At 58.0% G+C, this 23795-nt stretch carries 20 protein-coding genes; 9 read left to right on the forward strand and 11 right to left on the reverse strand.

From position 1 onward, the window contains the following. Positions 1-96 precede the first annotated feature (96 nt). Positions 97-1902 carry a BamA/TamA family outer membrane protein gene (locus ACR0B7_RS04070; protein ID WP_170484455.1) on the forward strand — a complete coding sequence of 602 codons (1806 nt, stop codon included), beginning with the start codon at positions 97-99 and terminating at the stop codon, positions 1900-1902. After that, positions 1899-5978: a translocation/assembly module TamB domain-containing protein gene (locus tag ACR0B7_RS04075; protein ID WP_480680950.1), complete on the forward strand. Its 4080-nt coding sequence runs from the start codon at positions 1899-1901 to the stop codon at positions 5976-5978. The genes ACR0B7_RS04070 and ACR0B7_RS04075 overlap by 4 nt, the downstream gene beginning before the upstream one ends. On the opposite strand, the gene ACR0B7_RS04080 is transcribed toward ACR0B7_RS04075, so the two are convergent. The 7 genes from ACR0B7_RS04080 to ychF all read right to left on the reverse strand — a co-directional run bounded on the left by ACR0B7_RS04080 (position 5975) and on the right by ychF (position 14589). Then, a complete protein-coding gene (locus ACR0B7_RS04080; RefSeq protein WP_170484453.1) occupies positions 5975-6487 on the reverse strand; it encodes a thioesterase family protein in 513 nt (170 codons plus the stop codon). The genes ACR0B7_RS04075 and ACR0B7_RS04080 overlap by 4 nt on opposite strands. Then, positions 6480-7268, reverse strand: coding sequence for a cyclase family protein (locus ACR0B7_RS04085; protein WP_170484451.1), 789 nt, complete (start codon positions 7266-7268; stop codon positions 6480-6482). The genes ACR0B7_RS04080 and ACR0B7_RS04085 overlap by 8 nt, the downstream gene beginning before the upstream one ends. Positions 7269-7363: 95 nt before the next feature. Next, positions 7364-10147 carry a formate dehydrogenase subunit alpha gene (gene fdhF, locus ACR0B7_RS04090; RefSeq protein WP_170484449.1) on the reverse strand — a complete coding sequence of 928 codons (2784 nt, stop codon included), beginning with the start codon at positions 10145-10147 and terminating at the stop codon, positions 7364-7366. Between the two features lie 14 nt (positions 10148-10161). Further along, on the reverse strand, positions 10162-11865 hold the full coding sequence (locus ACR0B7_RS04095; RefSeq protein ID WP_170484447.1) for an NAD(P)H-dependent oxidoreductase subunit E: 1704 nt from the start codon (positions 11863-11865) through the stop codon (positions 10162-10164). A gap of 85 nt (positions 11866-11950) precedes the next feature. Continuing rightward, complete coding sequence (locus tag ACR0B7_RS04100; protein ID WP_170484445.1) at positions 11951-12832, reverse strand: LysR family transcriptional regulator; 882 nt, start codon at positions 12830-12832, stop codon at positions 11951-11953. A gap of 158 nt (positions 12833-12990) precedes the next feature. Next, a complete protein-coding gene (locus ACR0B7_RS04105) occupies positions 12991-13425 on the reverse strand; it encodes an ester cyclase (RefSeq protein WP_170484443.1) in 435 nt (144 codons plus the stop codon). 66 nt (positions 13426-13491) lie between these two features. Next, on the reverse strand, positions 13492-14589 hold the full coding sequence (ychF, locus tag ACR0B7_RS04110; protein WP_170484441.1) for a redox-regulated ATPase YchF: 1098 nt from the start codon (positions 14587-14589) through the stop codon (positions 13492-13494). A gap of 195 nt (positions 14590-14784) precedes the next feature. Here ychF and ACR0B7_RS04115 point away from each other — a divergent pair, with 195 nt between their 5' ends. The 7 genes from ACR0B7_RS04115 to ACR0B7_RS04145 all read left to right on the forward strand — a co-directional run bounded on the left by ACR0B7_RS04115 (position 14785) and on the right by ACR0B7_RS04145 (position 20824). After that, complete coding sequence (locus tag ACR0B7_RS04115; protein ID WP_170484438.1) at positions 14785-15270, forward strand: acyloxyacyl hydrolase; 486 nt, start codon at positions 14785-14787, stop codon at positions 15268-15270. Positions 15271-15348: 78 nt separating this feature from the next. After that, positions 15349-16140: a tryptophan synthase subunit alpha gene (trpA, locus tag ACR0B7_RS04120; protein ID WP_170484436.1), complete on the forward strand. Its 792-nt coding sequence runs from the start codon at positions 15349-15351 to the stop codon at positions 16138-16140. A 159-nt stretch (positions 16141-16299) separates the two neighbouring features. After that, positions 16300-17466 (forward strand): alpha-hydroxy acid oxidase, encoded by a 1167-nt coding sequence (locus tag ACR0B7_RS04125; protein ID WP_170414178.1) that lies wholly within the window; start codon positions 16300-16302, stop codon positions 17464-17466. A 248-nt stretch (positions 17467-17714) separates the two neighbouring features. Beyond that, a complete protein-coding gene (locus ACR0B7_RS04130) occupies positions 17715-18374 on the forward strand; it encodes a 50S ribosomal protein L25/general stress protein Ctc (RefSeq protein ID WP_170484434.1) in 660 nt (219 codons plus the stop codon). Between the two features lie 139 nt (positions 18375-18513). Then, positions 18514-19194, forward strand: a complete 681-nt coding sequence (pth, locus tag ACR0B7_RS04135) for an aminoacyl-tRNA hydrolase (RefSeq protein ID WP_170484432.1) — start codon at positions 18514-18516, stop codon at positions 19192-19194. Between the two features lie 82 nt (positions 19195-19276). Beyond that, positions 19277-20440 (forward strand): serine hydrolase domain-containing protein, encoded by a 1164-nt coding sequence (locus tag ACR0B7_RS04140; RefSeq protein WP_170484430.1) that lies wholly within the window; start codon positions 19277-19279, stop codon positions 20438-20440. Between the two features lie 9 nt (positions 20441-20449). Continuing rightward, positions 20450-20824, forward strand: coding sequence for a DUF2237 domain-containing protein (locus ACR0B7_RS04145; RefSeq protein WP_170389616.1), 375 nt, complete (start codon positions 20450-20452; stop codon positions 20822-20824). A 102-nt stretch (positions 20825-20926) separates the two neighbouring features. Here the strand turns inward: ACR0B7_RS04145 and trpB are convergent, their stop codons facing one another. The 4 genes from trpB to ihfB all read right to left on the reverse strand — a co-directional run bounded on the left by trpB (position 20927) and on the right by ihfB (position 23553). Next, entirely contained in the window at positions 20927-22174 is a 1248-nt protein-coding gene (gene trpB, locus ACR0B7_RS04150; RefSeq protein ID WP_170484427.1) for a tryptophan synthase subunit beta, read from the reverse strand. A gap of 89 nt (positions 22175-22263) precedes the next feature. After that, positions 22264-22905 (reverse strand): phosphoribosylanthranilate isomerase, encoded by a 642-nt coding sequence (locus ACR0B7_RS04155; protein WP_170484425.1) that lies wholly within the window; start codon positions 22903-22905, stop codon positions 22264-22266. A 6-nt stretch (positions 22906-22911) separates the two neighbouring features. Continuing rightward, positions 22912-23262 carry a LapA family protein gene (locus ACR0B7_RS04160; RefSeq protein ID WP_170414577.1) on the reverse strand — a complete coding sequence of 117 codons (351 nt, stop codon included), beginning with the start codon at positions 23260-23262 and terminating at the stop codon, positions 22912-22914. A 6-nt stretch (positions 23263-23268) separates the two neighbouring features. Then, positions 23269-23553 carry an integration host factor subunit beta gene (ihfB, locus tag ACR0B7_RS04165; protein ID WP_037310872.1) on the reverse strand — a complete coding sequence of 95 codons (285 nt, stop codon included), beginning with the start codon at positions 23551-23553 and terminating at the stop codon, positions 23269-23271. Positions 23554-23795: the final 242 nt, after the last annotated feature.

The raw sequence follows: 23795 nt of genomic DNA on the forward strand, positions 1-23795 counted from the left end.
TGCGCGAATTTTGATGCTCTAACGTAGAGTTAACGGGCCGTCGCTTTGCACAAGACGGCGACATTGATTTCGACTTGAGGCAGTTGGAGCCATAAGATGCAGGGAACCGGGCGGCGCACCGTTGTGAGGAATTGCCTTATTGGTACGCTGGCCACCTTGCTGCCAACCTCTCTTGCCGCGCTTGAAACAACTTTGACCGCACCCGGCGCGCCTGCTGAGCTGGTCGAACGGATCGAACAAACGTCTTCCGTTGCAACAGCAGAGTCTCGCGGGTTGGACACTCCGCTGGAAATCCTGTCGGCAGCCTTGTCGGATTACCGCACGATTGTTCAGATTCTTTACGACGAAGGGTATTTCAGCCCGGTCGTCAGCATAAAACTTGACGGAGCGGAAGCAGCCGAGATCAGCTCGCTCAGCGTTCCGGCTCAGATCAATCGAGCGGTCATTACGGTCAACACCGGCCCCAGCTTTAAGTTTGGCGAGGCGGTCGTTGATCCGCTGGCCCCTGAAACCGAGCTGCCCGAGGATTTTGCAACGGGGCAGTTGGCGACAACTGGCGCCATCCAGCGCGCCGCGTCTGCTGGTGTGCAGGGTTGGCGCGACGCGGGTCACGCCAAGGCAGGGGTTGAGGACCAGCAAGTCATTGCGCGACACGCGCAGGCTAGGCTGGATGCGCGCGTTGATCTGGCACCGGGGCCGCGCCTGACCTTCGGCAAAATGTTCATCAAGGGCGACTCGGACGTGCGCCATGAATCCATCGAGAAAATTGCCGGCTTCCCCTCGGGCGAGGTTTACTCACCCGAACAGGTTCAAAAGGTCGGAACCCGCTTGCGCAGGACCGGCACCTTCAATGTGGTTTCCATCGAAGAAAGAGAAGCTCCAAACCCGGACGGAACGCTGGACTTTGACGCCCATTTTGAAGACCTGCCCAAACGCCGCCTGACTTTCGGGTTCGAGGTCGCCTCGCGCGATGGGATCGACGTGACCGCGACATGGACGCACCGCAACGTGTTCCGGCGTGCGGAAAGACTGCGCTTTGAAGCCGCGCTGCGCAATATTGGCGGGGCCGAGGATTTGGACGGGCGCATCGGTCTTCGTCTGGATCAACCCGACAGGCTGGGTCCAGACGACAACACATTCTGGAGCGCCCTGATCGAGCGTCGAAACACCGAAAACTACAACGTGACGGTCACGTCTCTGGCCTACGGTGCGCGTCGCACCTTCTCTGACCGCCTCTATGCCGAAGCCTCGGCCGGGTTCTTGTGGTCCAACGCCGATGACGCCTTTGGAGACGGTCGCAAGTTCCAGTATTTCATCATCCCCGCACGGTCAGAGTGGGACCAGCGCGACAGCAAGGTCAGCGCCACACGCGGGTTTTATCTGGATTCCAATGTCATGCCCTTCGTCGGGCTATCGGGAACAGAAACCGGTATTCGGTTTTTCTTTGACGGACGCAGCTATACCAGCCTCAACACCGAAGGCCGCATCGTTCTGGCCGGCCGGGTCCAGATCGGATCGGTTATCGGCCCTCCGCTGGACGGTGTAACTCCGAGTTTTCTGTTCTTCTCGGGCGGCGCAGGTACCGTGCGCGGGCAACCATATGAAAGCCTTGGCGTCCCGGTCGGGAATGAAGTTGCCGGGGGTAAGTCGTTCCTTGGTTTGTCCGGTGAGATACGCGGAAAGGTGACCGAAGCAATATCGCTGGTAGGTTTTTACGACTATGGTGTCGTGGACTCCTCGTCTTTCGTGACCAGCGCCGCGGCATCTCATTCCGGTGCGGGGCTGGGTGTCAGGTATGACCTTGGTGGATTTGGCCCGCTGCGCCTTGATCTCGCCGTCCCTGTACAGGGCGATACGGGGGATGGCCTGCAGTTTTATATCGGGATCGGACAGGCATTTTGATACGGCGATACTCATATCCTGTTCTGACCGCGACGCTTATTCTGACCGCGCCGCCCGTGATCGCGCAGGAAGATGGCGGCGGCAGCATGCTGGAGAACTTTCTCCAGGACACGCTGTCGGGCGACAATCAGAATGTGACCGTGACCGGCCTTCAGGGTGCACTGAGCGCGCGTGCGACGATCGAGGAAATTACCATAGCGGACAACGAAGGCGTCTGGCTGACCATCAAGGACGCGCAGCTTGACTGGAACCGTCTGGCCCTGATCCGTGGTCGGTTTTCGGTCAATTCACTAACGGCGCAGGAAATCGACATCACCCGCGCACCCGGCGCAACCACCACGGAGGAACCGGCAGCTTCGGTCGAAACGCAGCCCTTCCAACTGCCGGAGCTGCCCGTCGCGATTGAAATCGGAGAAATCAGGATTGACGAGCTGTCTCTGGGCGAACCTCTGATCGGGGTCGCTGCGGACCTCTCGGTCAACGGCAACCTGTCTCTGGCGGACGGAACGCTAGACACCTTGCTGGACATAACCCGGCTGGACCGCGCAGGGGATGAGGTCAAGCTGACAGCAGGATTTGAAAACGCCACAAGCGAGATCAATCTGGACCTGCAAGTGACCGAGGCCGCAGGCGGGTTGATTTCGACCGCCCTGAAAATCCCGGACAGCCCCCCGATTGGCCTGACGGCCAAGGGATCGGGACCGGTTACCGATTTCACAGCCGATATCGGGTTAAGCAGCGACAACCAACAACGCGTGACGGGTCAGGTGCGCTTACGCGCAGCCGATGGTGGCGCGCAGCAAGGGATCGCCTTTACGACCGATCTGAGCGGCGACCTGACGCCGTTTCTGACCCCCGAGATTGACCCATTCTTTGGAACAGACACGCGCTTGTTCGTGGACGGACAAACCAAACCCGAAGGCGCGCTTGAGGTGTCGGATCTTGAACTGACCACACAGGCGCTGAACCTAAAGGGTGAGTTGCAACTGGCCGAAGGCGGCTCGCTCCAATTGGCTGCCCTTCAGGGCCGTATCACACCGCCCGTCGGTGAAGCCGTGGTGCTGCCGGTCGCAGGCGGTGAGACATCTATTGAGGCGGCGCAGATTTCCGCTCTGTACGACCAGAAGAACGGAAACCTCTGGGATCTGAGCCTGACAGCAAACGCATTCAAGTCGCCTCAGGCCAATCTGCAAAACGCGCGCATCAGTGCGCAGGGCGTGCTGGACCAAGGCGAGGCTCTGGCCGTTAGCGGGGATGTTCAGGCCAGTGTCACTGGTATCGACCTGACCGATCCGGCCCTGAACACAGCTGTCGGCCAGCGCGTCACGCTGGACGGGCAATTCGATTATGGCAGCGATCAGTCCCTGAACCTGTCAGGGTTTGAACTGATCGGCGCTGACTATGCGCTGGCGCTGGATGCGCTAATTGACGGTTTAACAAGCGGATTGACCGTGGATGGAACGGCGACGCTTGAGGCAACCGATCTGGCACGGTTTTCGGAGATCGCCAATCTTGACCTCAAAGGGCAGGTGTCGGCGCGGGTCGAAGGGAAAGGATCGCCGCTTGAGGGCAGTTTCGACGGGACGCTATTTGTAGACGGCAGCGATCTGGCCACCGGGCGCGACGATATTGATCCGGTGATCACCGGGGAAACCACGATCTCTCTGGACGGCAAACGCGGGTCTGACGGCATTACGATCCGGTCCTTTGAACTGAACAGCGCAGCGGCACAGGCGCAGGCAAACGGGGTGGTCACGACGCCAAATGGAAACCTGACGATCGACGGACAAGCGCGGGTCAATGCGCCGGATTTGTCTGTTTTCTCGGGTCTGGCGCAGCGCGATCTTGGTGGCTCAGTACGGGCTGAGGTCGACGGCACCGGCACCGTGCAAACGCTGGAGTTTGACGGCACCGCAAGTGTGGTCGGCAGGAACCTTCGGACTGGCATAGCTGACATCGATCCGCTTTTGGCAGGGCAAACCACGATTCAATGGGACGGCGCGCGTTCGGCCAATCAGATCGAGATTCGCAACGCGACTGTGAATGGCAAAGCCCTGAGCGCGCAGGTACAGGCCACCGTGACTGACCCGACCGGAGAGCCATCCGGCGAAGGCGAGGCGCGCATTGATGTGCCAGACCTATCCCTATTCTCGGGGCTGGCTGGCCAAGACCTGACTGGTTCCGTGACCGCCAATTTTCAAGGCAGCGGAGACCTGGCGTCCCGCGCCTTTGATATTCAGGGCAATCTGGACGCCGATGACATTCAGGTCGGCATGGACTTTGTCGACAAGCTTGTGAAAGGCCGCACGACTCTGACTGTGGACGCCCAAAATGGGGAACAGGGTCTGGAGGTCCGTAATTTCCGCCTGCAAGGTCCGGCCATTTCTGCCAATGCGTCTGGCAAGATCGCGCGTGAGGCGGGCGGGCTGGACTATATTGTTCAACTGGACGATGTCGCGCGGATCACACAGACTCTGACCGGCCCCCTGACACTGGAGGGGAATGTTGCGCCCACAACGTCCGGCCTGGAGGGGACGGCAAATCTGCGCGGCCCGGACAGTTCCTACGCGTCACTGGAAGGGTCCGTGGATTCAGACGGAACGGCTGATCTGGACTTTGACGCCAAGCTAAACCGGATTGAGCGGTTCGCCCCGGACTTCCCCGGCACGATCGCCGCCACCGGCACAGCGAAACGCAACAACGGCGTCTGGACAATCGACGCCACCGCCGAAGGTCCGGCAGAGATCAACAGTCAGGTGTCCGGTACGTTTGACGAGACATCAGGCGAAGCCGACCTGAAAGCCGTGGGTGGAGTCAACATCGGCATTGCCAACCTGTTCATCTCGCCCAACAAGATCGAAGGCACGGCCCGGTTTGATCTGGCCGTGAAAGGAAAACCGGCACTTGAAGCCGTCAGTGGATCAATCACCACGTCGGGCACGTCACTGGCGATTCCTAGTGTCGGGCAAACGATTACGGGAATAAGCGGCTCAGTTGAGTTGGCCCAAAGCCGCGCCACGATTTCACTGAGCGGCGGCCCAAGGGCTGGCGGCAATTTCACGGTTGCGGGACCGGTGGACCTTACCCCGCCTTTCAACGCAAATATTACAACGACGCTCAACAGTCTCGTGTTGACCGACCAATTATTGTACGACACCACCCTCAATGGCCAAATCGCAATGTCGGGCGCATTGGCTGGCAACAGCTCGATCGCCGGGCAAATCACCTTTGATGAGACAAACATCAATCTGGCCGCAGCATCCGGGGCCGTTGGTGCGGCTCCGATCCCGGACATCCAACACATAGGTGAAAGCCAGGCCAGCTTAGTGACCCGAGAACATGCCGGACTGGTCGCCAAGGAAAAGACAACTCAGAACGATTCCCGCATTGCGCTTGATATTTCGCTTATTGCGCCCAAGGCGGTGTTTGTGCGCGGACGAGGGGTGAACGCCGAGCTTGGCGGACGGCTGTTCATTGGCGGCACCACGTCCTCGGTCGTTCCATCCGGGCAGATAGAACTGATCCGGGGCCATTTTGACATTCTCGGGCGCAGGCTGGCGCTGACCAAAGGCATAGTGACCCTGCAAGGCGATCTGACGCCTTATATCGAGTTTGAATCCTCGGCCAGCACCTCGGACGGAACAGCGACCATTGAAATTGCCGGTCCACTGGATGCGCCAGAGGTAGATGTCTTTTCTGACCCCGAACGCCCGGCCGAAGAAGCGCTGGCCATGCTTCTGTTCGGCAACCGTTTTTCCGAATTGTCGCCCTTTGTCATTGCACAAATGGCCGCGTCTCTGGCGCAGCTCAGTGGCGCGGGCGGAGATGCAACAAAGGGTGTACGGGATTCAACCGGAGTTGACACAATCGACATCGGCGCAACCGAAGGCGGCGCGGGTCGATTGGGCGCGGGGGCTTATCTGAGTGACAATCTATACACCGATTTCACCGTGAACACCGAAGGCGATACCGAGGTGAACCTGAACCTCGACGTGACCGACAATTTCACCGTTCGCGGAACAGTAGACGGGCGCGGGGAAACAGGCGTCGGGGTATTTTTTGAACGCGACTACTAAGCGCGCCGTATCCCTATCGCTTGCCCGACCTGCGGTGCTGCGTCCAACCCCGCGTGATCCCGCACCATTCTGGCAAGCCGTTCTGCCGCCCAGTCCGGGTAGGCGACCGAACGCCCGGTCTGATGGCTGACATTCATGAACAACGCCTCTTGGGTGGCGCAAACTTCTCCGTCGTTTTCTGACAGCATCTGCGCAAAATAATGGCCCCGCTTGTGGTCCGCATCCAGTAAGCGAATCCGAAAAAAGAAAGGTTCGTCCTCCTGCACCTCGCGTAGGAAAGTCATATGAGATTGCAGGACGTATGGTCCCTGCCCCAAAGCCGCCACTTGCACTTCGCCAAGGCCCAGATGCTCGACCATCAGTTTTTCCAGCGCAAGATCAAAGGCCACACCGTAGTAACCCACATTCATGTGGCCGTTATAATCGATCCATTCCGGCAGCACCCTGAAACCCCGAATTTCAACCGGCGCGTCATAGGGGCCGTCATGCCCGCTTAGGGGTTCAGTCATCTGGGTCCTCCTCAAAGATCGCAACGGCCCGAACAAATCCTGCCGACGCGCCCTTGATCTTGAAAGGAAAGCACGAGATTTCAAACCCCGTCGGCGGTAGGTTTTCCAGGTTGGTCAGCTTTTCCATGTGGCAATACCCGATCTCCATCGAGGCGCGATGCCCCTCCCAGATGACCGAGGCATCCTGCGTCTCAGCGTATTCCTGCGCTGTCAGGGCAAAAGGCGCGTCCCAGCTCCAGGCATCCGTGCCGGTCACGCGCACACCGCGTTCCGTCAGGTACAGCGTCGCCTCACGGCCCATACCGCAGCCTTTCATCAGATAGTCCGGCTGACCATAGTGCGTTCCCGCTGACGTATTGACGATCACAATGTCCAGTGGTTGCAGATCATGGCCTATGCGCTTCAGCTCGGCCTCGACATCGGCGGCTGTCGCAACATAACCGTCATCGAAATGCCGGAAATCCAGCTTCACGCCCGGCTTCATGCACCATTCCAGTGGCACCTCGTCGATGGTTATCGCGCGTTCGCCGTTATTCATCGTCGAGTGGTGGTGATACGGCGCATCCAGATGGGTGCCGTTATGGGTCGCGATCTGAAGGCGCTCGATGGCCCAGCCTTCACCCCCCGGCAGATCATCCTTCCTCAGGCCGGGAAAGAAAGACATGACCTGTTCTGCGGTCTGGTCGTGGGTCAGGTATTCGATCGCTGGCAGCATGATCGGCGGGTCGGATACGATCCCGGTTTCCAGCGGAACGGACAAATCGACAAAACGGCGCGGCATTTGAACCTCTATCACCCAAAGCGGTGACAGGTTTGGCCGCATCTAACCCGCTGTCAAGGAAAGAAAAAGGCGGTCACTATGACCGCCTTTTCCGATTATTCCGCCGCGATCGCGTCTTCGATCTTTTCGACGCGAATGGCCGAGAACTTGAACTCGGGGATTTTGCCATAGGGGTCGATGGCCGAGTTGGTCAGGATGTTCGCCGCCGCCTCGACATAGGCGAACGGGATGAACACCATATCCTCGGCAATCGCGCGGTCTGCCCGAACCATGATGTCGATAGACCCACGACGAGTGGTCAGACGGATCGTCTCGCCCGGCTCGATCCCCATCAGTTTCAGCGTCCGGGGATTCATCGAGCAGTTCGCCTCGGGCTCAACCGCGTCCAGCACGTTGGACCGTCGGGTCATTGATCCGGTGTGCCAATGTTCAAGCTGACGGCCTGTGGTGGCGATCATTGGATACTCGTCATCCGGGGCTTCGTCCGGCGGGATGACACTGGCCGGAGTGAACTTCGCCCTACCGTCTGCACGCGGGAAACCATCGCCAAATACAATCGCCTGCCCTGGGTCTGTTTCGCTGAGCGATGGGTAGGTGATTGTCTCGGTCTCGAGCCGTTCCCACGTGATGTTGTCCAGCGACTCCATCGTCAGTTTCATCTCGGCAAAGACCTGCGACACATCTGTGTAATCCCAATTCAGCCCGATGCGCTGCGCCAGTTCGACCGTGATTTTCCAATCCTCGCGCGCCTCACCCGGAGGGGTCACGGCAGGGCGCACACGCTGCACTTGACGGTTGGTGTTCGACACGGTGCCGTTCTTTTCATAGAGCGCCGAGGCGGGCAGGATGATGTCAGCATAGTTCGCCGTCTCGGTCAGGAAGATGTCCTGCACGATCATCAGGTCCAGCTTGGCCAGCGCGTCGCGGGCATGGTTCACATCCGGATCGGACATGGCTGGGTTTTCACCCATGATGTACATACCCTTGATGTTGCCGGCATAGGCTTGGTCGATGATCTCGGTGACCGTCAAACCTTTCTCGTTCGAGAAGTCGTCCGAGTTCCAGACGTTGTTGAACTTGGCGCGTATGCCATCGTCGGTCACGGTCTGATAGTCCGGCAGGAACATCGGGATCAGACCCGCATCAGACGCCCCCTGCACGTTGTTCTGACCGCGCAGCGGATGCAGACCCGCGCCGGGTTTTCCAACGTTGCCGGTCATCAGAGCCAGCGAGATCAGGCAGCGCGAATTATCCGTGCCGTGGATGTGCTGGCTGACGCCCATCCCCCAAAAGATCAGACCGGCTTTGGCCTGCGCAAAGGTGCGCGCGACGCGGCGCAGTTGATCGGGTTCGATGCCACAGATGGGCGACATCGCCTCGGGTGTGAATTGGCGCAGATGCTCTTTCTCGGCCTCCCAGTTCTCGGTCCAGCGGTGGATGTACTGGCTGTCATACAGCTCCTCCTCGACGATCACATTCATGATCGCGTTGAGCATCGAGACATCCGCTCCCGGACGGAACTGCAGCATTTCATCCGCAAACTTGCGCATCCCGACACCGCGCGGATCCATCACGATCAACTTGCCACCACGCTTGGCGAACTGCTTGAAATAGGTCGCTGCAACAGGGTGGTTCTCGATCGGGTTCGACCCGATGATGATCGCCACATCCGCGTTTTCGATCTCGTTAAAGGTCGCGGTCACTGCGCCGGACCCGACGTTCTCGATCAGAGCAGCAACGGACGATGCGTGGCACAGACGAGTGCAGTGGTCGACGTTGTTGTGCTTGAACCCCTGACGGATGAACTTCTGGAACAGATAGGCTTCTTCGTTGGTGCATTTGGCCGAACCAAAGCCTGCAACGCTGCGCGGATCTTCATCGCGCAAGCCCTTCAGCTTGGCGGCAGCCAAATCCATCGCCTCGTCCCATGTCGCCTCGCGGAAGTGGGTCGACAGGTCGGACGGATCGACATTCAGACCCTTGGCCGGCGCATCCTCGCGCCGGATCAGCGGCTTGGTCAGGCGGTGCGGGTGGTGGATATAGTCGAACCCGAACCGGCCTTTGACGCACAGTCGGCCTTCGTTGGCGGGGCCATTGATGCCCTCGACATACTTGACCTTACCGTCCTTGACCTTCAGCGAGACCTTACAGCCCACGCCACAGAACGGGCAGACGCTTTCGGTTTCACTATCGTAATCCTTGCTATCGCCCTTCTGCTGGTCGTCCAGCACGGTGGCGGGCATCAGCGCACCGGTCGGGCACGCCTGAACACATTCACCACAGGCCACACAGGTCGAATCCCCCATCGGGTCGTTCTGATCAAACACCACCTGCGCCGTATGACCGCGACCGGCCATGCCGATCACGTCGTTCACCTGCACTTCTCGGCAGGCGCGAACGCAGAGGTTGCAGTTGATGCAGGCGTCCAGATTAACGCGCATCGCAACATGGCTATCATCCAGCAGCGGGATTTTCTCGGCCTCTTTCGCTGGGAAACGGCTGTCACTGACATCGTTCAGCTTGGCCATGTCCCAGAAATGGCTTGAGGTGTCGTGGGCTTCCTCGGGCTGGTCAGCTACCAGCAGCTCCATGACCATGGCGCGCGATTTCTCGGCACGGTCGCTGTCGGTTGTCACCACCATCCCGTCCGCCGCAGGACGGATGCACGAGGCGACCAGAGTGCGCTCGCCTTCCACCTCAACCATACAGGCGCGGCAGTTCCCGTCCGGGCGATAGCCAGGCTGCGGTTTGTGGCACAGGTGCGGAATGGTGAACCCCTGCCCCTTGGCGGCTTCCCAGATGGTCCAGCCCTCGGGCACGGTGACATCTTCGCCGTTCAGGTTGAAGGTGACGGTCTTGTTTGGGCTTGCGTCAAGCATGGCTCTGTCTCCCTTCAGATTTCGTCAGCGAAATGTTTGATGACAAGGCGGATCGGGTTCGGAGCCGCCTGCCCCAGACCGCAGATCGAGGCATCGCCCATGACCTGACACAGATCCTCCAGCAGATCGGTGTCCCATGTGTCGGCTTGCATCAACTTGACCGCCTTTTCGCAACCCGCACGGCATGGCGTACACTGGCCGCAGCTTTCATCCTCGAAGAACCGCAGCATGTTCAGCGCCGCATCGCGGGCGGTGTCCTGATCGGACAGAACCACCACCGCTGCAGAGCCAATGAACGTGCCATGCGGTTGCAGCGTGTCAAAATCCAGCGGAATGTCATCCATCGACGCAGGCAGCAGACCCGAGGACGGACCACCCGGCTGGTACGCCTTGAAGGTCTGACCCGCAGCCATGCCACCAGCGGCCTCAATCACATCCAGAATGGTCGATCCTGCGGGCAGCAGATACACGCCCGGCTGCGCCACGCGACCCGAGACCGAATAGCTGCGCAGACCCTTACGGCCGTTCTTTTCGGTGCTGTTGAGGCATTCCGGCCCCTCGCGGCAGACTTTCGTGACCCAATACAGCGTCTCGACGTTGTGCACCAAGGTCGGGCGGTTAAACACGCCAACCTGCGCCACGAACGGAGGACGGTGTCGCGGCAGGCCCTTTTTGCCCTCAATCGATTCAATCATCGCGGATTCTTCACCGCAGATATACGCGCCGGCCCCCCTGCGCAGGTCGATATAACCAGGCGCGACAATCCCGGCGGCTTCCAGCGCGACGATCTCGCGGCGCAGAATCTCCAGCACCGCCGGATATTCGTCGCGCATGTAGATAAAGCAAGTCTCGGCCTCGACTGCCCATGCCGCGATCAGCATCCCTTCGAGGAAGACATGCGGCGTCCGCTCCAGATAGTAGCGATCCTTGAACGTGCCCGGCTCGCCCTCATCGCCGTTTACGGCCAGATAGCGCGGCCCCTCGTTCATGCGAACAAAGCCCCACTTCTTGCCCGACGGGAAGCCAGCACCACCCAGACCGCGCAGGCCCGAGGACAAGATATCGTCCTGTACCTGTTCCCAATCGCCACGATCGCGCAGCTCTTTCAGTTTGGCGTAGCCGCCATCGGCCTCATAGGTGGCAAAGGTTTCGTAGTCGGGCAGATGGGTGTGCGTATCGTCGGCAGCAATCGCCGCCTGCACCTTTTCGGGGGTCGCGTGGTCGATATGGTTGTGCCCGATCTCAAGCACCGGAGCAGTATCACAACGGCCCATGCAGGGCGCGCGGACAACGCGCACCTCAGCCGGGTCCAAACCGTCCTCAAGCGCCTTCTGCAACTGCTGGGCACCAGCCATTTCGCAGGACAGAGAATCACAGACACGGATCGTCAGCGCGGGCGGCGGCACCTCATCTTCTTTCACCACATCGAAATGAGCATAGAAGGTCGCGGTTTCATAGATTTCGGCCTGACCGATGCGCATCTCAACCGCCAATGCAGCGATGTGGTCGGCGCTGATATGGCCGTGCGCGTCCTGAATCAAATGCAGGAATTCGATCAACAGATCACGACGGCGTGGGCGATCCCCCAACAGGCGATGAATCTCAGCCTGCGCTTCGTCCGTGAACTGACGGCCTTTGGGCGTGTGCCGCCCTTTGCCTTTACCTGACTTCCAGACGCCCTTGGGTGCGCCTGATGGCTTGGTGTCTAATGGTGCCATGATGCCCTCCGATTGAGGCCCCGTGTCTCATCAGATCAGCATATCGTCAAATCGCATATTCCAATCGCACGATAACGACACCTTATCACCGCAATGAGGCCACCACCGCACGCAGCGCCTCGACGGTGGGTAATTCCGGTTCGCGGGTCAGAGTCGCCAGACAGATCGGTTTGCTGACAACAGGGTCAACCAAGGGCAATACTTTCGTCCCTTTCAGATCGCCCAGCGCCCGCACAAGTACGCGCGGCACAACCGTGGCTGCCAAACCCTCGCGCGCCATGACCATCGAGGCGGTGAAACCGCTGGTTTCGGCCACCACATGCGGGTGCAGCCCTTGTTCGGCAAAAATCCGGTCCAGAATGCGCCGGTTCTGCATCTGCGGCTCTAGAAGACTGATCGGAAATTCAGCCACCTGCGCCCAGGGAATTGACCCGGTTTCCTCGGTCATATGGGACGGCACCAACAAGACATAGGTTTCCTCGTACAAGGGCTGGACCTGTCGCAAATCGGTTCCGATGCTGTCGCCATAGGTGATGCCCGCGTCCAGACTGCCCTCATCCAGCCGATGCTGAATCGCTGTTGCGGACATGGTTTCAATGCGGGTGACGATGCGCGGATGCGCCTGCTGCAGGCGTTTGACAAGCCGGCCCGTAAAGGCAATCGCCGTAGGAATGACGCCTAAGATCAAAGTGCCTGTGATCTCGCCGCGCGCGGCCAGAACTTGCTGTTCCAGAGCTTTGGTATCGTCCAGAATGCGCCGCGCCCGACGTACCATCATCTCACCTTCTTCGGTCAGACCTTGAAACCTGTTGGCGCGGCGAACGATCGAAACCCCTAACCGATCCTCCAGATTCCGTATCCGCATCGAGAACGCAGGCTGCGAAATACCACATTCCTCGGCTGCCTTTGCAAAGTGCTGATGCCGCGCAAGGGCGAGAAGGAGTTGGAGGTCGCGGATTTCGATCATTCGGGGTTTTCTCGGGTCTCTGGTCGGCCTGATATTACAGAACGATTTGCAGGAATAAGTGCAAGCTTTCAACTTCTGACTACTGAATTGACGGGCCAACGGACACGCGGAGACTAAAGTTCAAACGCTGACGTCTGCGATTGAGGGCTGCCCTGTATCTAACTGTTCAGATTGCCTGCCAACTGCTGCCTGAGTGACCTTTCGTCCTGCAGCCCCCAGAATTCAGAAAGTTTCTCGTCCTTGATTTTATAGATGCTGATAATCTTGAACTCGACCTCGCGCCCGGTCGCTGGAACACCCAACCATTCGTCGGAATGTGTTCCCCTCAGCGTCTTGTAGGCGACAACCTTGTCGCCCTCAGCGATCAGCGCTTCGACGGTTGCATGCAAATCAGGAAAAGCCCTGAGGAAACTTGCATACCCTTGCTTCAAGCCCTCGATGCCACCCACAAAGGCTCCGCCACCACTCGCCGTGTGGTCAACGAAATCCTCAGCGAAAACATCGGAAATGGCATCAAGCGAATGGCCGTTCTGAATGTCGTCTATGTATCTTTGGACAACGGCTTTATTGGCTTCGACTCTCTCGTTATCCATCCGAATACAACCAAGTTTGGAAAACTCGGTTTCAGATAGCACATTTATCGAAGTGATTGCACTGCGTTACATATTGAACAAAAAGTGCATCACATCGCCGTCCTTGACGATATAGCCCTTGCCTTCGGCCCGCATCTTGCCTGCCTCTTTCGCGCCCTGCTCGCCGTTGGCGGCGATGTAGTCGTCATAAGCGATGGTCTCGGCGCGGATGAAGCCTTTTTCAAAGTCACCGTGGATTACTCCAGCGGCCTGAGGCGCGGCGGTGCCGGTGCGGATGGTCCAGGCGCGGGCCTCTTTCGGGCCGACGGTGAAATAGGTCTCCAGGTGCAGCAGGTCGTAACCGGCGCGGATCAGACGGTCGAGGCCGGGTTCTTCCAGACCCATTTCCTCAAGGAACATCTGCGCTTCGTCATCTTCCAGCAGGCTGATCTCTTCTTCAATCTTGGCGCTGATGATGACGTGGGAATTGCCCTGTGCCGCGGCCATTTCAGCAACCTTGGCGGAATATTCGTTGCCCTCGGCGGCTTCTTCCTCGGACACGTTGCAAACGTACAGCACCGGCTTGGTGGTCAGCAGTTGCAGCATCTTCCACGCCTTGGCGTCCTCGTCCGAAACCTCGACCAGACGCGCGGGCTTGCCGTTTTCCAGCATCTCTTGCGCCTCGGCCAGCAGGCGGTCCTGCTGCGCGGCTTCTTTATCGTTGCCCTTCAGCTTGCGCACCAGATTGGCGCGGCGCTTTTCGATGCTTTCCAGATCGGCCAGCATCAGCTCGGTCTCGATCGTGTCGGCATCCGCCACCGGGTCCACGCGGCCGTCCACATGGGTCACGTCGCCATCCTCGAAACAGCGCAGCACATGAGCGATTGCGTCAGTCTCGCGGATGTTGGCCAGAAACTGGTTCCCCAGCCCCTCACCCTTCGAGGCACCTTTGACCAGACCGGCAATGTCCACGAATGTCATGCGCGTCGGGATGATCTGCTTCGAGGACGCAATAGCCGCCAGTTTGTCCAGCCGGTCATCAGGAACGGCCACATCGCCCACATTGGGTTCAATGGTACAGAACGGGAAATTCGCCGCCTGCGCAGCAGCCGTCTTGGTCAGTGCGTTGAACAAGGTCGACTTACCGACATTCGGCAGACCCACGATTCCCATTTTAAAGCCCATGTCGGCCTCCTGAAGCGATACGACGGCGTCTTCTATTCAGGTAAGCTCGAATGCGCAACCCAAGGCCCGACATGATCCGAGTCTGAATTGCAACATCGCAGATCCGTTAGACCTTTTGTTCAGGGGCTACTTGATTTTCTTTACCAAAGGTAACCATTCTGGACCCTATCGCGAACAGATTGATGAAGATTCCCTATGAAATCCCTTTTTGCTACTGCCGCCTTATTGCTTGCGACAACTTCAGTTCATGCGCAGTCAGTTGTATTTGGTGCCGGGTATGCAGATTACTCTGGCTACGGCTCTGACAACAATGCCGTATTTTCCCTGGAATATCAGCACCCTGCCTTCCACCAAGCAACGCGCTTCGGTGCCACTTGGGGTGCTGCCCTGACCGTAGACACAGATGGCGACACTCACCTAGGCGCGGGTCTGATCGGCGTCTATTCAATCTCGGACCGTTGGTTCGGGGAACTTAGCGTAATGCCCGGATACTATAATGCCTCAAACAGCGACAACGATCTGGGAGGAGATTTTCAGATCCGCAGTCTGCTAGGAGTTGGCTACACATTGGACGGTGGCAACAAAATCTCGCTTGCGCTGACGCATATTTCCAACGCGAGCACAAACAGTTTCAATCCAGGCGTAAACTCTCTGTTCCTTCGATATCACCACGGGTTCTGACTCAAACTGGCCCGTCGGGATTGATTTCCGGGCAAAGTTTCTGCACATCAGGTTCAAACCTGTTTGCAAGGACTGCTGATGACCCGTATCGACGCCAAGTTTGCCGCCCTGAAGGCTGAGAACAAGAAAGCCTTTGTCGCCTATATCATGGCCGGAGACCCAGATTTCGACACCTCGCTTGAGATCGTGAAAGGGCTACCAAGTGCTGGTGTCGATGTGATTGAGCTTGGCTTGCCATTCACCGATCCCATGGCAGACGGCCCCACCATTCAGGCAGCCGGGCAGCGCGCGCTGGACGGAGGCATGACCCTGCAACGGACTCTGGATCTGGCAACCGCGTTCCGCGAAACCGACGACACGACACCGATTGTCCTTATGGGTTATTACAACCCAATCTACAGCCGCGGGGTCGACACGTTTCTTGCCGACGCCAAGGCCGCTGGCATTGACGGGTTGATCGTAGTTGACCTGCCCCCCGAAGAAGACGAGGAACTGTGCTTGCCCGCGCAGGCGGCAGGTCTGAATTTTATCCGCCTTGCCACTCCGACGACCGACGAGAAGCGACTGCCCCGTGTTCTGCAAAACACGTCGGGCTTTGTATACTACGTCTCGATCACCGGCATCACTGGTTCCGCCGAAGCACAGGCGACCAATGTCGGCCCCGAGGTTGCCCGGATCAAGGCAGCGACCGACTTGCCTGTCATTGTCGGTTTCGGAATCAACACGCCCGAAAAGTCACGCGGCATAGCCTCGGTTGCGGATGGTGCCGTCGTCGGCTCTGCGATCGTTAGCCAAATCGCCAGCGGAAAACCTCTGTCCGAGATTCTGGATTTCGTGGCAGGGTTGGCTGAGGGCGCACATTCCACCTGATCGATTTTCGGTTTTCTCGACTATTTGACCGCGGCTGAACCGGATCAGCCGCGGTTTTTTATGTTTTGGCGACGCGTCAACGGACCGCATATTCTTTACGTTGCGGCACTTTGGAAAAATTGGTAAACAAAAAGAACCAATTTCAAAGGCCACAGCTCAATGCCAGTCATCACCAACATAGAAGACCTTAAACGGATCTACGAAAGACGCGTTCCGCGCATGTTCTTTGACTATGCCGAAAGCGGAAGCTGGACAGAACAGACATTCCGCGACAATAGCTCGGATTTCGAGGATATTCGCCTCCGTCAGAGAGTTGCCGTAGATATGGCCGGGCGGTCGACCGCCTCGCAAATGATCGGACAGGACGTGGCAATGCCGGTCGCGCTGGCACCCGTCGGCCTGACAGGTATGCAGCACGCCGACGGCGAAATGAAAGCAGCCAAAGCCGCCGAGGACTTCGGTGTACCCTTCACGCTGTCAACCATGTCCATAAATTCCATCGAGGATGTAGCCGAGCATACAAGCAAACCGTTCTGGTTCCAGCTATACACCATGAAGGATCAGGACTACGTCGGACGATTGATTCAGCGCGCGAAAGACGCGAATTGCTCGGCACTGGTCATCACGCTGGACCTGCAGATCCTCGGTCAGAGGCACAAAGACTTGAAAAACGGTCTGTCCGCCCCGCCGAAACTTACCGCGAAAACCATCGCCAACTTGATGACGAAATGGGCATGGGGAATCGAGATGCTCCGCGCCAAGCGCCGCGAATTCGGAAACATCGTCGGTCATGCAGAAGGTGTGTCAGACGCCTCGTCGCTTGGGTCATGGACGGCCGAGCAGTTCGATCCAAGCCTTGACTGGAAAAAAGTCGAGAAGCTGATGGAACAGTGGGGCGGCAAGGTCATCCTCAAGGGTATTCTGGATGCAGAAGACGCGAAAATGGCAGCCAAACTAGGTGCGGACGCGATTGTTGTCTCCAATCATGGCGGCCGCCAGCTGGATGGAGCCCTCAGCTCGATCCGCGTTTTGCCTGAGATCATGGAAGCCGTCGGCAATGATGTCGAAGTTCATTTGGACAGCGGTATTCGCTCGGGCCAAGATGTCCTGAAAGCGTTGGCGATGGGGGCAAAGGGGACCTATATCGGCCGCGCGTTTGTCTATGGGCTGGGTGCCATGGGGCAAAGTGGCGTGACAACAGCACTAGAGGTCATCCACAAGGAATTGGACACCACGATGGCCCTGTGCGGAGAACGAAACGTCAGTGACCTAGGGCGCCATAATCTGCTAGTACCCGAAGATTTCGGAGGACGGTGGCAAGACTGAAGCCCTGTGCCCCGGGGGCTCTGCCCCCGCCACCCTGCGGGTGACTCCCCCGGGATATTTTCAGCCAGATGAAGTACGGATCCCCTGCTTCATCTGGCCCCAAATATCCCGGAGCGCGAGGCAGAGCCTCGCAAAAAGCCTGTCGCCGCAAAAAGCCCTTTCCAATTCCATTGAATCAAGCTAAGGACGCGGCTTCACGCGGGCATACAGCCTTGGAGGATGCCCGCCCTAACATTGGAGAATATATCATGGCTGGTGAGATTCCTGATCTCGTAGCTCTGGAACGGACGGGGACAGGCAAGGGCGCCGCTCGTCAAGCACGTCGCGATGGCATGGTTCCGGGCATTGTATTTGGTGGTGACAAAGAGCCGCTGCCGATCCAGATTCCGTTCAACGAGCTGTTCAAGCGTCTGAAAGCGGGCCGCTTTAAGTCGACTCTGTGGAACCTGAAGGTTGATGGTCACGAAGACGTCCGCGTCATTTGCCGCGACGTTCAGCGTGACGTCGTCAAAGACCTGCCCACACACTTGGACCTGATGCGCCTGCGTCGGACCACCAAGATCGCGCTGTACATTCCCGTTGAGTTCGTCAACGAAGAAGCAGCGCCCGGCATCAAGAAGGGCGGCGTTCTGACCGTTGTCCGTCCTGAGGTCGAACTGATGTGCACCGCCGGAGAAATCCCTGAAAAGATCACCGTTGATCTGACCGGACTGAACATCAACGACGTTGTGACTATCTCGTCGGTGGATCTGCCCAGCGGCACCAAGCCGACCATCGATCGTGACTTCGTGATCGCCAATATTTCCGCACCGACCGGCCTGTCGTCCAGCGACGATGAAGACGGTGAAGAGGGCGAAGTTGCAGCAGACGAAGTTGAAGTCGTCGGCAAGGAAGAAGCTGAAGAATAAGTCCCGGCGCAAGCTTTGGGATCATGAGACGGGGCCTTCTGGGTCCCGTTTTTTCTTTTGAGTGGACCGGGCTGGAAAACTGCCCCTATTCCGTGCCATCAACCGACTGTAGGCCAGCGCGCTAGGTAAGGACGAAAATATGAAGCTGTTTGTCGGCTTAGGGAATCCAGGATCGAAATATGCCCGAAACCGGCACAATATCGGCTTCATGGCCGTCGACAGGATCGCTGATGATCATGGATTCGGGCCGTGGAAATCCAAGTTCCAGGCCGATATTGCCGAAGGACGACTGGGCGGTGAAAAAGTCCTGCTGATCAAACCTCAGACCTTCATGAACCGGTCGGGCCAGTCGGTTGGCGAGGCGATGCGGTTCTACAAGCTCGACTCGACCGACGTGACCGTTTTTCATGACGAATTGGACCTTGCACCGGGTAAAGTTCGGGTCAAGGCGGGTGGCGGGCATGCTGGCCATAACGGGCTGCGCTCGATCCATGAACATATCAGCCCGGCCTATGACCGGGTGCGGCTGGGGATCGGTCATCCGGGGCGCAAGGAAATGGTCTCACCCTATGTTTTGGGTGATTTTGCCAAGTCTGACAGCGATTGGCTGGACGACGTCCTTCGCGGGGTATCCGACGGTGCCGGACATCTGGCCGACGGAGAGGGTGGCAAGTTCATGAACGCCGTCGCCCTCAGAACAGCGCCTCCGCGATCATCCAAAACTCCGCAGGCGCCACGGAAACCTGCTGCCGAAGCCGTCCCCTTGCCGGAAACGGACAATCGCTCGGCCATGCAAAAGCTGCTGGACAAGTTCAAATAGAACCGCCCGCGTTGCCGCAACGTATCAATTGCAGATCGGTTGCAACCGCGCTCCAATACCTAGCGACTACGGGAGGAAACGGATGAGAACTTTTTTGAAGTGGGCGCTGCGCATCGTGCTGATGCTGGTGCTGGCCGGGGTTGTTGTAGGCTTATGGAAGCGCGAAGAAATTCAGCGGCTATTGGCCGTAAACTCTTTGTTTGCCGAGGACAAGATTGTTCACAACTTCTCGCATATGGATGACGCCTTTCTGACGGTGAACCTGCCGCGCGGCGACGCGCCCACATGGGAACTGCCCTACGGGGCCGGTTTTGATCTGCCTGAGGGGACTGATCTTTGGCTTGAAGAACGCGCCGTGACGTCATTGCTTGTGATGCAGGACGGTCAGATCAGGTTCGAGGAATACTACCTGGACACCGCGCCGGAAGATCGGCGTATCTCGTGGTCAGTTGCCAAGAGCTATCTGTCTTCGCTTTTTGGCATCCTCCTGAACGAAGGCGCGATAGCGTCTCTGGACGATCCGGTCGTCAAATATGCGCCCGAACTTGAGGGGTCGGCTTATGACGGCGCTACGATCCGAAATGTCCTGAATATGGCCAGCGGCGTGACGTTCGATGAAGATTACCTTGACTACAATTCGGACATCAATCGTATGGGCCGGGTTGTCGCGCTGGGTGGTGAACTGGACGATTTCGCGGCCTCGCTGCAGGACAGCTTCGCCGCTCCTGGGGAGACATGGCAATACGTATCGATTGATACGCATGTCATCGGCATGGTGATCCGTGGCGCAACCGGCCGCAGCGTGGCAGAATTGCTGACGGAACGGATCGTGCACCCGCTGGGGCTGGAGCAGAACGGCTACTATGTGACTGACGGGGCCGGAGTTGCTTTTGTCCTGGGCGGCCTGAACTTCACCACCCGCGATTTTGCCCGATTTGGACAGGTGATCCTGCAAAATGGAGAGCATCAAGGTGAGCAATTGATCCCGGCGGAATGGATTGCAGAATCCGTCCTCCCCACCGCTCCGACAGCGGCTGGGGAAACGGGATATGGCTATCAGTGGTGGATACCGGTTGGCGCGCACGAAGGTGAATTTCTGGCGCGGGGTGTCTATGGTCAGTATATTTACTTCGACCAGCCGCGCGGTGTTCTGATTGTATCTACCGGGGCGGATCGCAAGTTCCGCGATCCGGGCGTGAACGAGCAGAATATCGAAATGTTCCGCAAAATCGCCCAAAGCCTGTAAGATGGCGTCATGCAGAAGCAGGACAGCATAAATGTGTTGGGGGGTGTTCTGGCCCCCTGCTCTCGCGATCCGCTGACGGGTTTTTTCAGAGACGGGGCATGCAACACTTGCCCCGAAGATCAGGGCAGCCACACCGTTTGTGCGGTCATGACAGCCGAGTTCCTGGCGTATTCTAAATATGTCGGAAATGACCTCAGCACGCCGCGCCCCGAATTCAATTTCGCCGGCCTAAAGCCGGGAGACAGTTGGTGCCTGTGCGCCGGGCGGTTTCTTCAGGCGCATGACGAAGGCTGTGCGCCGTTGGTGCATCTTGAAGCAACGCATCAACGGGCCTTGGACGTGGTGCCACTGCGCGTCTTACAGGAACACGCGGCACCGGAATAAGGGGTAAGCCCCTGATCTGCCTGACCATTTTAACGAATTCCAGACGCAAAAAACGGCGCTGCCAGATGGCGCGCCGTTCTTTATCTAAGTCCGAACAAAAGGTCAGTCGGCGCTGCGCCCTTCGGTATCAGACATGTCGAAGTTCAGATATTTCGCCACGGTCTGCACGTCTTTGTCGCCACGTCCGCACATGTTCATGCAGATCAGGTGATCTTTGGGCAGTTCCGGCGCGATCTTCATCACATGGGCCAGCGCATGGCTGGGTTCGAGCGCCGGGATGATGCCTTCGGTCGCGCAGCACAGTTGGAACGCTTCCAGCGCCTCTTTATCGGTGATCGAGACATAGTTGGCGCGGCCGATGTCGTGCAGCCACGAATGTTCGGGGCCGATGCCGGGATAGTCCAGACCGGCCGAAATCGAATAACCTTCCAAAATCTGCCCGTCATCATCCTGCAGCAGATAGGTGCGGTTGCCGTGCAGCACGCCGGGGCGACCGCCGGTCAGCGAGGCGCAATGTTCCATCTTTTCATTCACGCCTTTACCACCGGCCTCAACACCAATGATGTTGACGGAATTGTCGTCGAGGAATGGGTAGAACAGGCCCATCGCGTTCGATCCGCCGCCAATGGCCGCGATGATCGTGTCGGGCAGACGGCCTTCGGCCTTCATCATCTGCTCTTTCGCTTCCTTACCGATGATCGACTGGAAATCACGCACCATCGCCGGATAGGGGTGCGGGCCAGCCACGGTGCCGATGCAGTAGAACGTGTCGCGCACATTGGTCACCCAGTCGCGCAGCGCGTCGTTCATCGCGTCTTTCAGGGTGCCGCGGCCCGAGGTCACCGGTATCACCTCAGCCCCGAGCAGGCGCATACGGAACACGTTCGGGGCCTGACGCTGCACGTCGTGGGCACCCATATAAACCACGCATTTCAGTCCGAACTTAGCGCAGACAGTGGCGGTGGCCACACCGTGCTGCCCTGCCCCGGTCTCAGCGATGATCCGGGTCTTGCCCATGCGACGCGCTAGAATGATCTGGCCCAGCACGTTGTTGATCTTGTGTGCGCCAGTGTGGTTCAGCTCATCACGTTTCAGATAGATTTTCGCACCACCCAGATGCTCGGTCAGACGCTCCGCATAGTATAGCGGCGAAGGGCGGCCCACATAGTTTTCCCACAGATCGTCCATCTCGGCCCAGAAGGTCGGATCGTCCTTGGCCTTTTCATACTCCTCCTCCAGAGACAGGATCAAAGGCATCAAGGTTTCGCTGACAAACCGTCCACCGAAGATGCCGAAACGACCCTGTTCATCGGGTCCGGACATGAAGGAATTGAAAAGATCGTTGGCCATGGGGGTCTCCATCGTCGTACCCGTTGTTCATAGGAGAGAGCGGCGGGATTTGCCATGCCAAAACGTACCGAGCGGCGCGCAGAGTGGTGCTATTGAGCGGCCTTGATGAACGCACTGATCAAGGCAGGGTCCTTGACGCCGGGTGCGCTTTCTACGCCAGAGGCCACATCGACCTGACGCGCGCCCGTCATGCGGATCGCTTCGGCCACGTTGTCCGGGTTCAGGCCGCCTGCCAACATCCACGGTTTGCGCCAATACTTGCGCCCAGCCAACAGCCGCCAGTCAAAGGCCAGCCCATTCCCGCCGGGCAAGACCGCATTCTTGGGCGGCTTGGCATCGATCAAAAGCTGATCGGCAACCTCGCTAAATTCGTCGATTGCGGTCAAATCTTCAGCGTCCGCCACCCCGATCACCTTGATCACAGGCAAACCATAACGCGATTTGATTTCACGCACACAATCAACGCTTTCGGACCCGTGCAACTGCAACATATCGAATGGGGCAGCCTCGGTGATACTGTCTAGTTCCTCATCCGAAGCGTTCACCACCAAGGCAACCTTAGCCACGCCAACAGGCACAAGCGCGGTCAATTCTGCCGCCTGTTTCGGAGAGACATATCGCGGCGATTTCAGAAAAAAATTGAACCCAAGATACCGCGCCCCAGCGTCCGCAGCAGCTCGCACGTGATCAGGAGCGGTCAGGCCGCAGATTTTAACCGAAACGTCGGGCATCGCGCCTTAGCTGGCCTCATCCAGCAAAGCCAGAACTTCGTCTTTACCTTCGTTCTGCTTTTTCTTGAGTTTCTTTACTTCGCGCTCAAGCTTGCGAACTTCGCTAGTCTTGACGGTCGCGTCACGGCGGTGCTTGTGCTCGCGCAGCCACTCCCAAAGAAAACCAATCACCAAACCGGCAACCACACCGCCCAACACCACAATAAACAACGGCAGAGCAATGCTGAAGTTAAAGCCAACCAGATCGGCGAATGCCTGCGGCATAAGCGTCAATTCCACGGCTTCGCGATTAGCAAGAGAAACCGAAACTAAAACGATCCCGAGGATCGCAAGAAAAGCATATCGAAGGTAGCGCATCATGGCTTAGGCTTTACCGTTCAAACGATCCCTAAGCAACTTACCTGTCTTGAAAAATGGAACACATTTTTCCTCGACCTGCACGGTCTCGCCGGTTCTGGGGTTACGGCCCACTCGGGCATCACGCTGTTTTACCGAGAACGCGCCAAAACCGCGCAGCTCGACACGGTCGCCTCGTGCCATTGCATCCGTAACTTCTTCAAACACGGTATTCACGATACGCTCAACATCACGCTGATAAAGGTGCGGGTTCTCGTCGGCGATTTTCTGAATAAGTTCTGAACGGATCATGTGCGTTACCCTCCCAGGCGACCTGATAAACATGTCTATTATTCTGAACAGTATAGAAAAAAACTCAGTTCGGGGGAACGTTGACTCTGTACGCAAAGCCAGCATTTTACCTCAAACACACGCGATTTTTCACCTGTTCGCCGTAAATGCCCTACAAAGAATGAACAGCGGGTGAATAAGACCTACGATTCAGAACACATTGATTCGCAACAAAAACGGCCCCGCGCGTTCGCACGGGGCCG

Source organism: Ruegeria sp. BB6, assembly GCF_056539385.1.

Bases quoted from the DNA above. Each gene is read 5' to 3' on its own strand.
- ACR0B7_RS04085 (WP_170484451.1), bottom strand. From the start codon at position 7,268: ATGCCGCGCCGTTTTGTCGATTTGTCCGTTCCGCTGGAAACCGGGATC.
- fdhF (WP_170484449.1), bottom strand. From the start codon at position 10,147: ATGCTTGACGCAAGCCCAAACAAGACCGTCACCTTCAACCTGAACGGC.
- ACR0B7_RS04160 (WP_170414577.1), bottom strand. From the start codon at position 23,262: ATGCGCTACCTTCGATATGCTTTTCTTGCGATCCTCGGGATCGTTTTA.
- ACR0B7_RS04080 (WP_170484453.1), bottom strand. From the start codon at position 6,487: ATGACTGAACCCCTAAGCGGGCATGACGGCCCCTATGACGCGCCGGTT.
- ACR0B7_RS04140 (WP_170484430.1), top strand. From the start codon at position 19,277: ATGAGAACTTTTTTGAAGTGGGCGCTGCGCATCGTGCTGATGCTGGTG.
- ACR0B7_RS04105 (WP_170484443.1), bottom strand. From the start codon at position 13,425: ATGGATAACGAGAGAGTCGAAGCCAATAAAGCCGTTGTCCAAAGATAC.
- ACR0B7_RS04125 (WP_170414178.1), top strand. From the start codon at position 16,300: ATGCCAGTCATCACCAACATAGAAGACCTTAAACGGATCTACGAAAGA.
- ACR0B7_RS04095 (WP_170484447.1), bottom strand. From the start codon at position 11,865: ATGGCACCATTAGACACCAAGCCATCAGGCGCACCCAAGGGCGTCTGG.
- ACR0B7_RS04145 (WP_170389616.1), top strand. From the start codon at position 20,450: ATGCAGAAGCAGGACAGCATAAATGTGTTGGGGGGTGTTCTGGCCCCC.
- trpA (WP_170484436.1), top strand. From the start codon at position 15,349: ATGACCCGTATCGACGCCAAGTTTGCCGCCCTGAAGGCTGAGAACAAG.
- ACR0B7_RS04115 (WP_170484438.1), top strand. From the start codon at position 14,785: ATGAAATCCCTTTTTGCTACTGCCGCCTTATTGCTTGCGACAACTTCA.
- pth (WP_170484432.1), top strand. From the start codon at position 18,514: ATGAAGCTGTTTGTCGGCTTAGGGAATCCAGGATCGAAATATGCCCGA.
- ACR0B7_RS04130 (WP_170484434.1), top strand. From the start codon at position 17,715: ATGGCTGGTGAGATTCCTGATCTCGTAGCTCTGGAACGGACGGGGACA.
- trpB (WP_170484427.1), bottom strand. From the start codon at position 22,174: ATGGCCAACGATCTTTTCAATTCCTTCATGTCCGGACCCGATGAACAG.
- ACR0B7_RS04070 (WP_170484455.1), top strand. From the start codon at position 97: ATGCAGGGAACCGGGCGGCGCACCGTTGTGAGGAATTGCCTTATTGGT.
- ychF (WP_170484441.1), bottom strand. From the start codon at position 14,589: ATGGGCTTTAAAATGGGAATCGTGGGTCTGCCGAATGTCGGTAAGTCG.
- ACR0B7_RS04155 (WP_170484425.1), bottom strand. From the start codon at position 22,905: ATGCCCGACGTTTCGGTTAAAATCTGCGGCCTGACCGCTCCTGATCAC.
- ihfB (WP_037310872.1), bottom strand. From the start codon at position 23,553: ATGATCCGTTCAGAACTTATTCAGAAAATCGCCGACGAGAACCCGCAC.
- ACR0B7_RS04100 (WP_170484445.1), bottom strand. From the start codon at position 12,832: ATGATCGAAATCCGCGACCTCCAACTCCTTCTCGCCCTTGCGCGGCAT.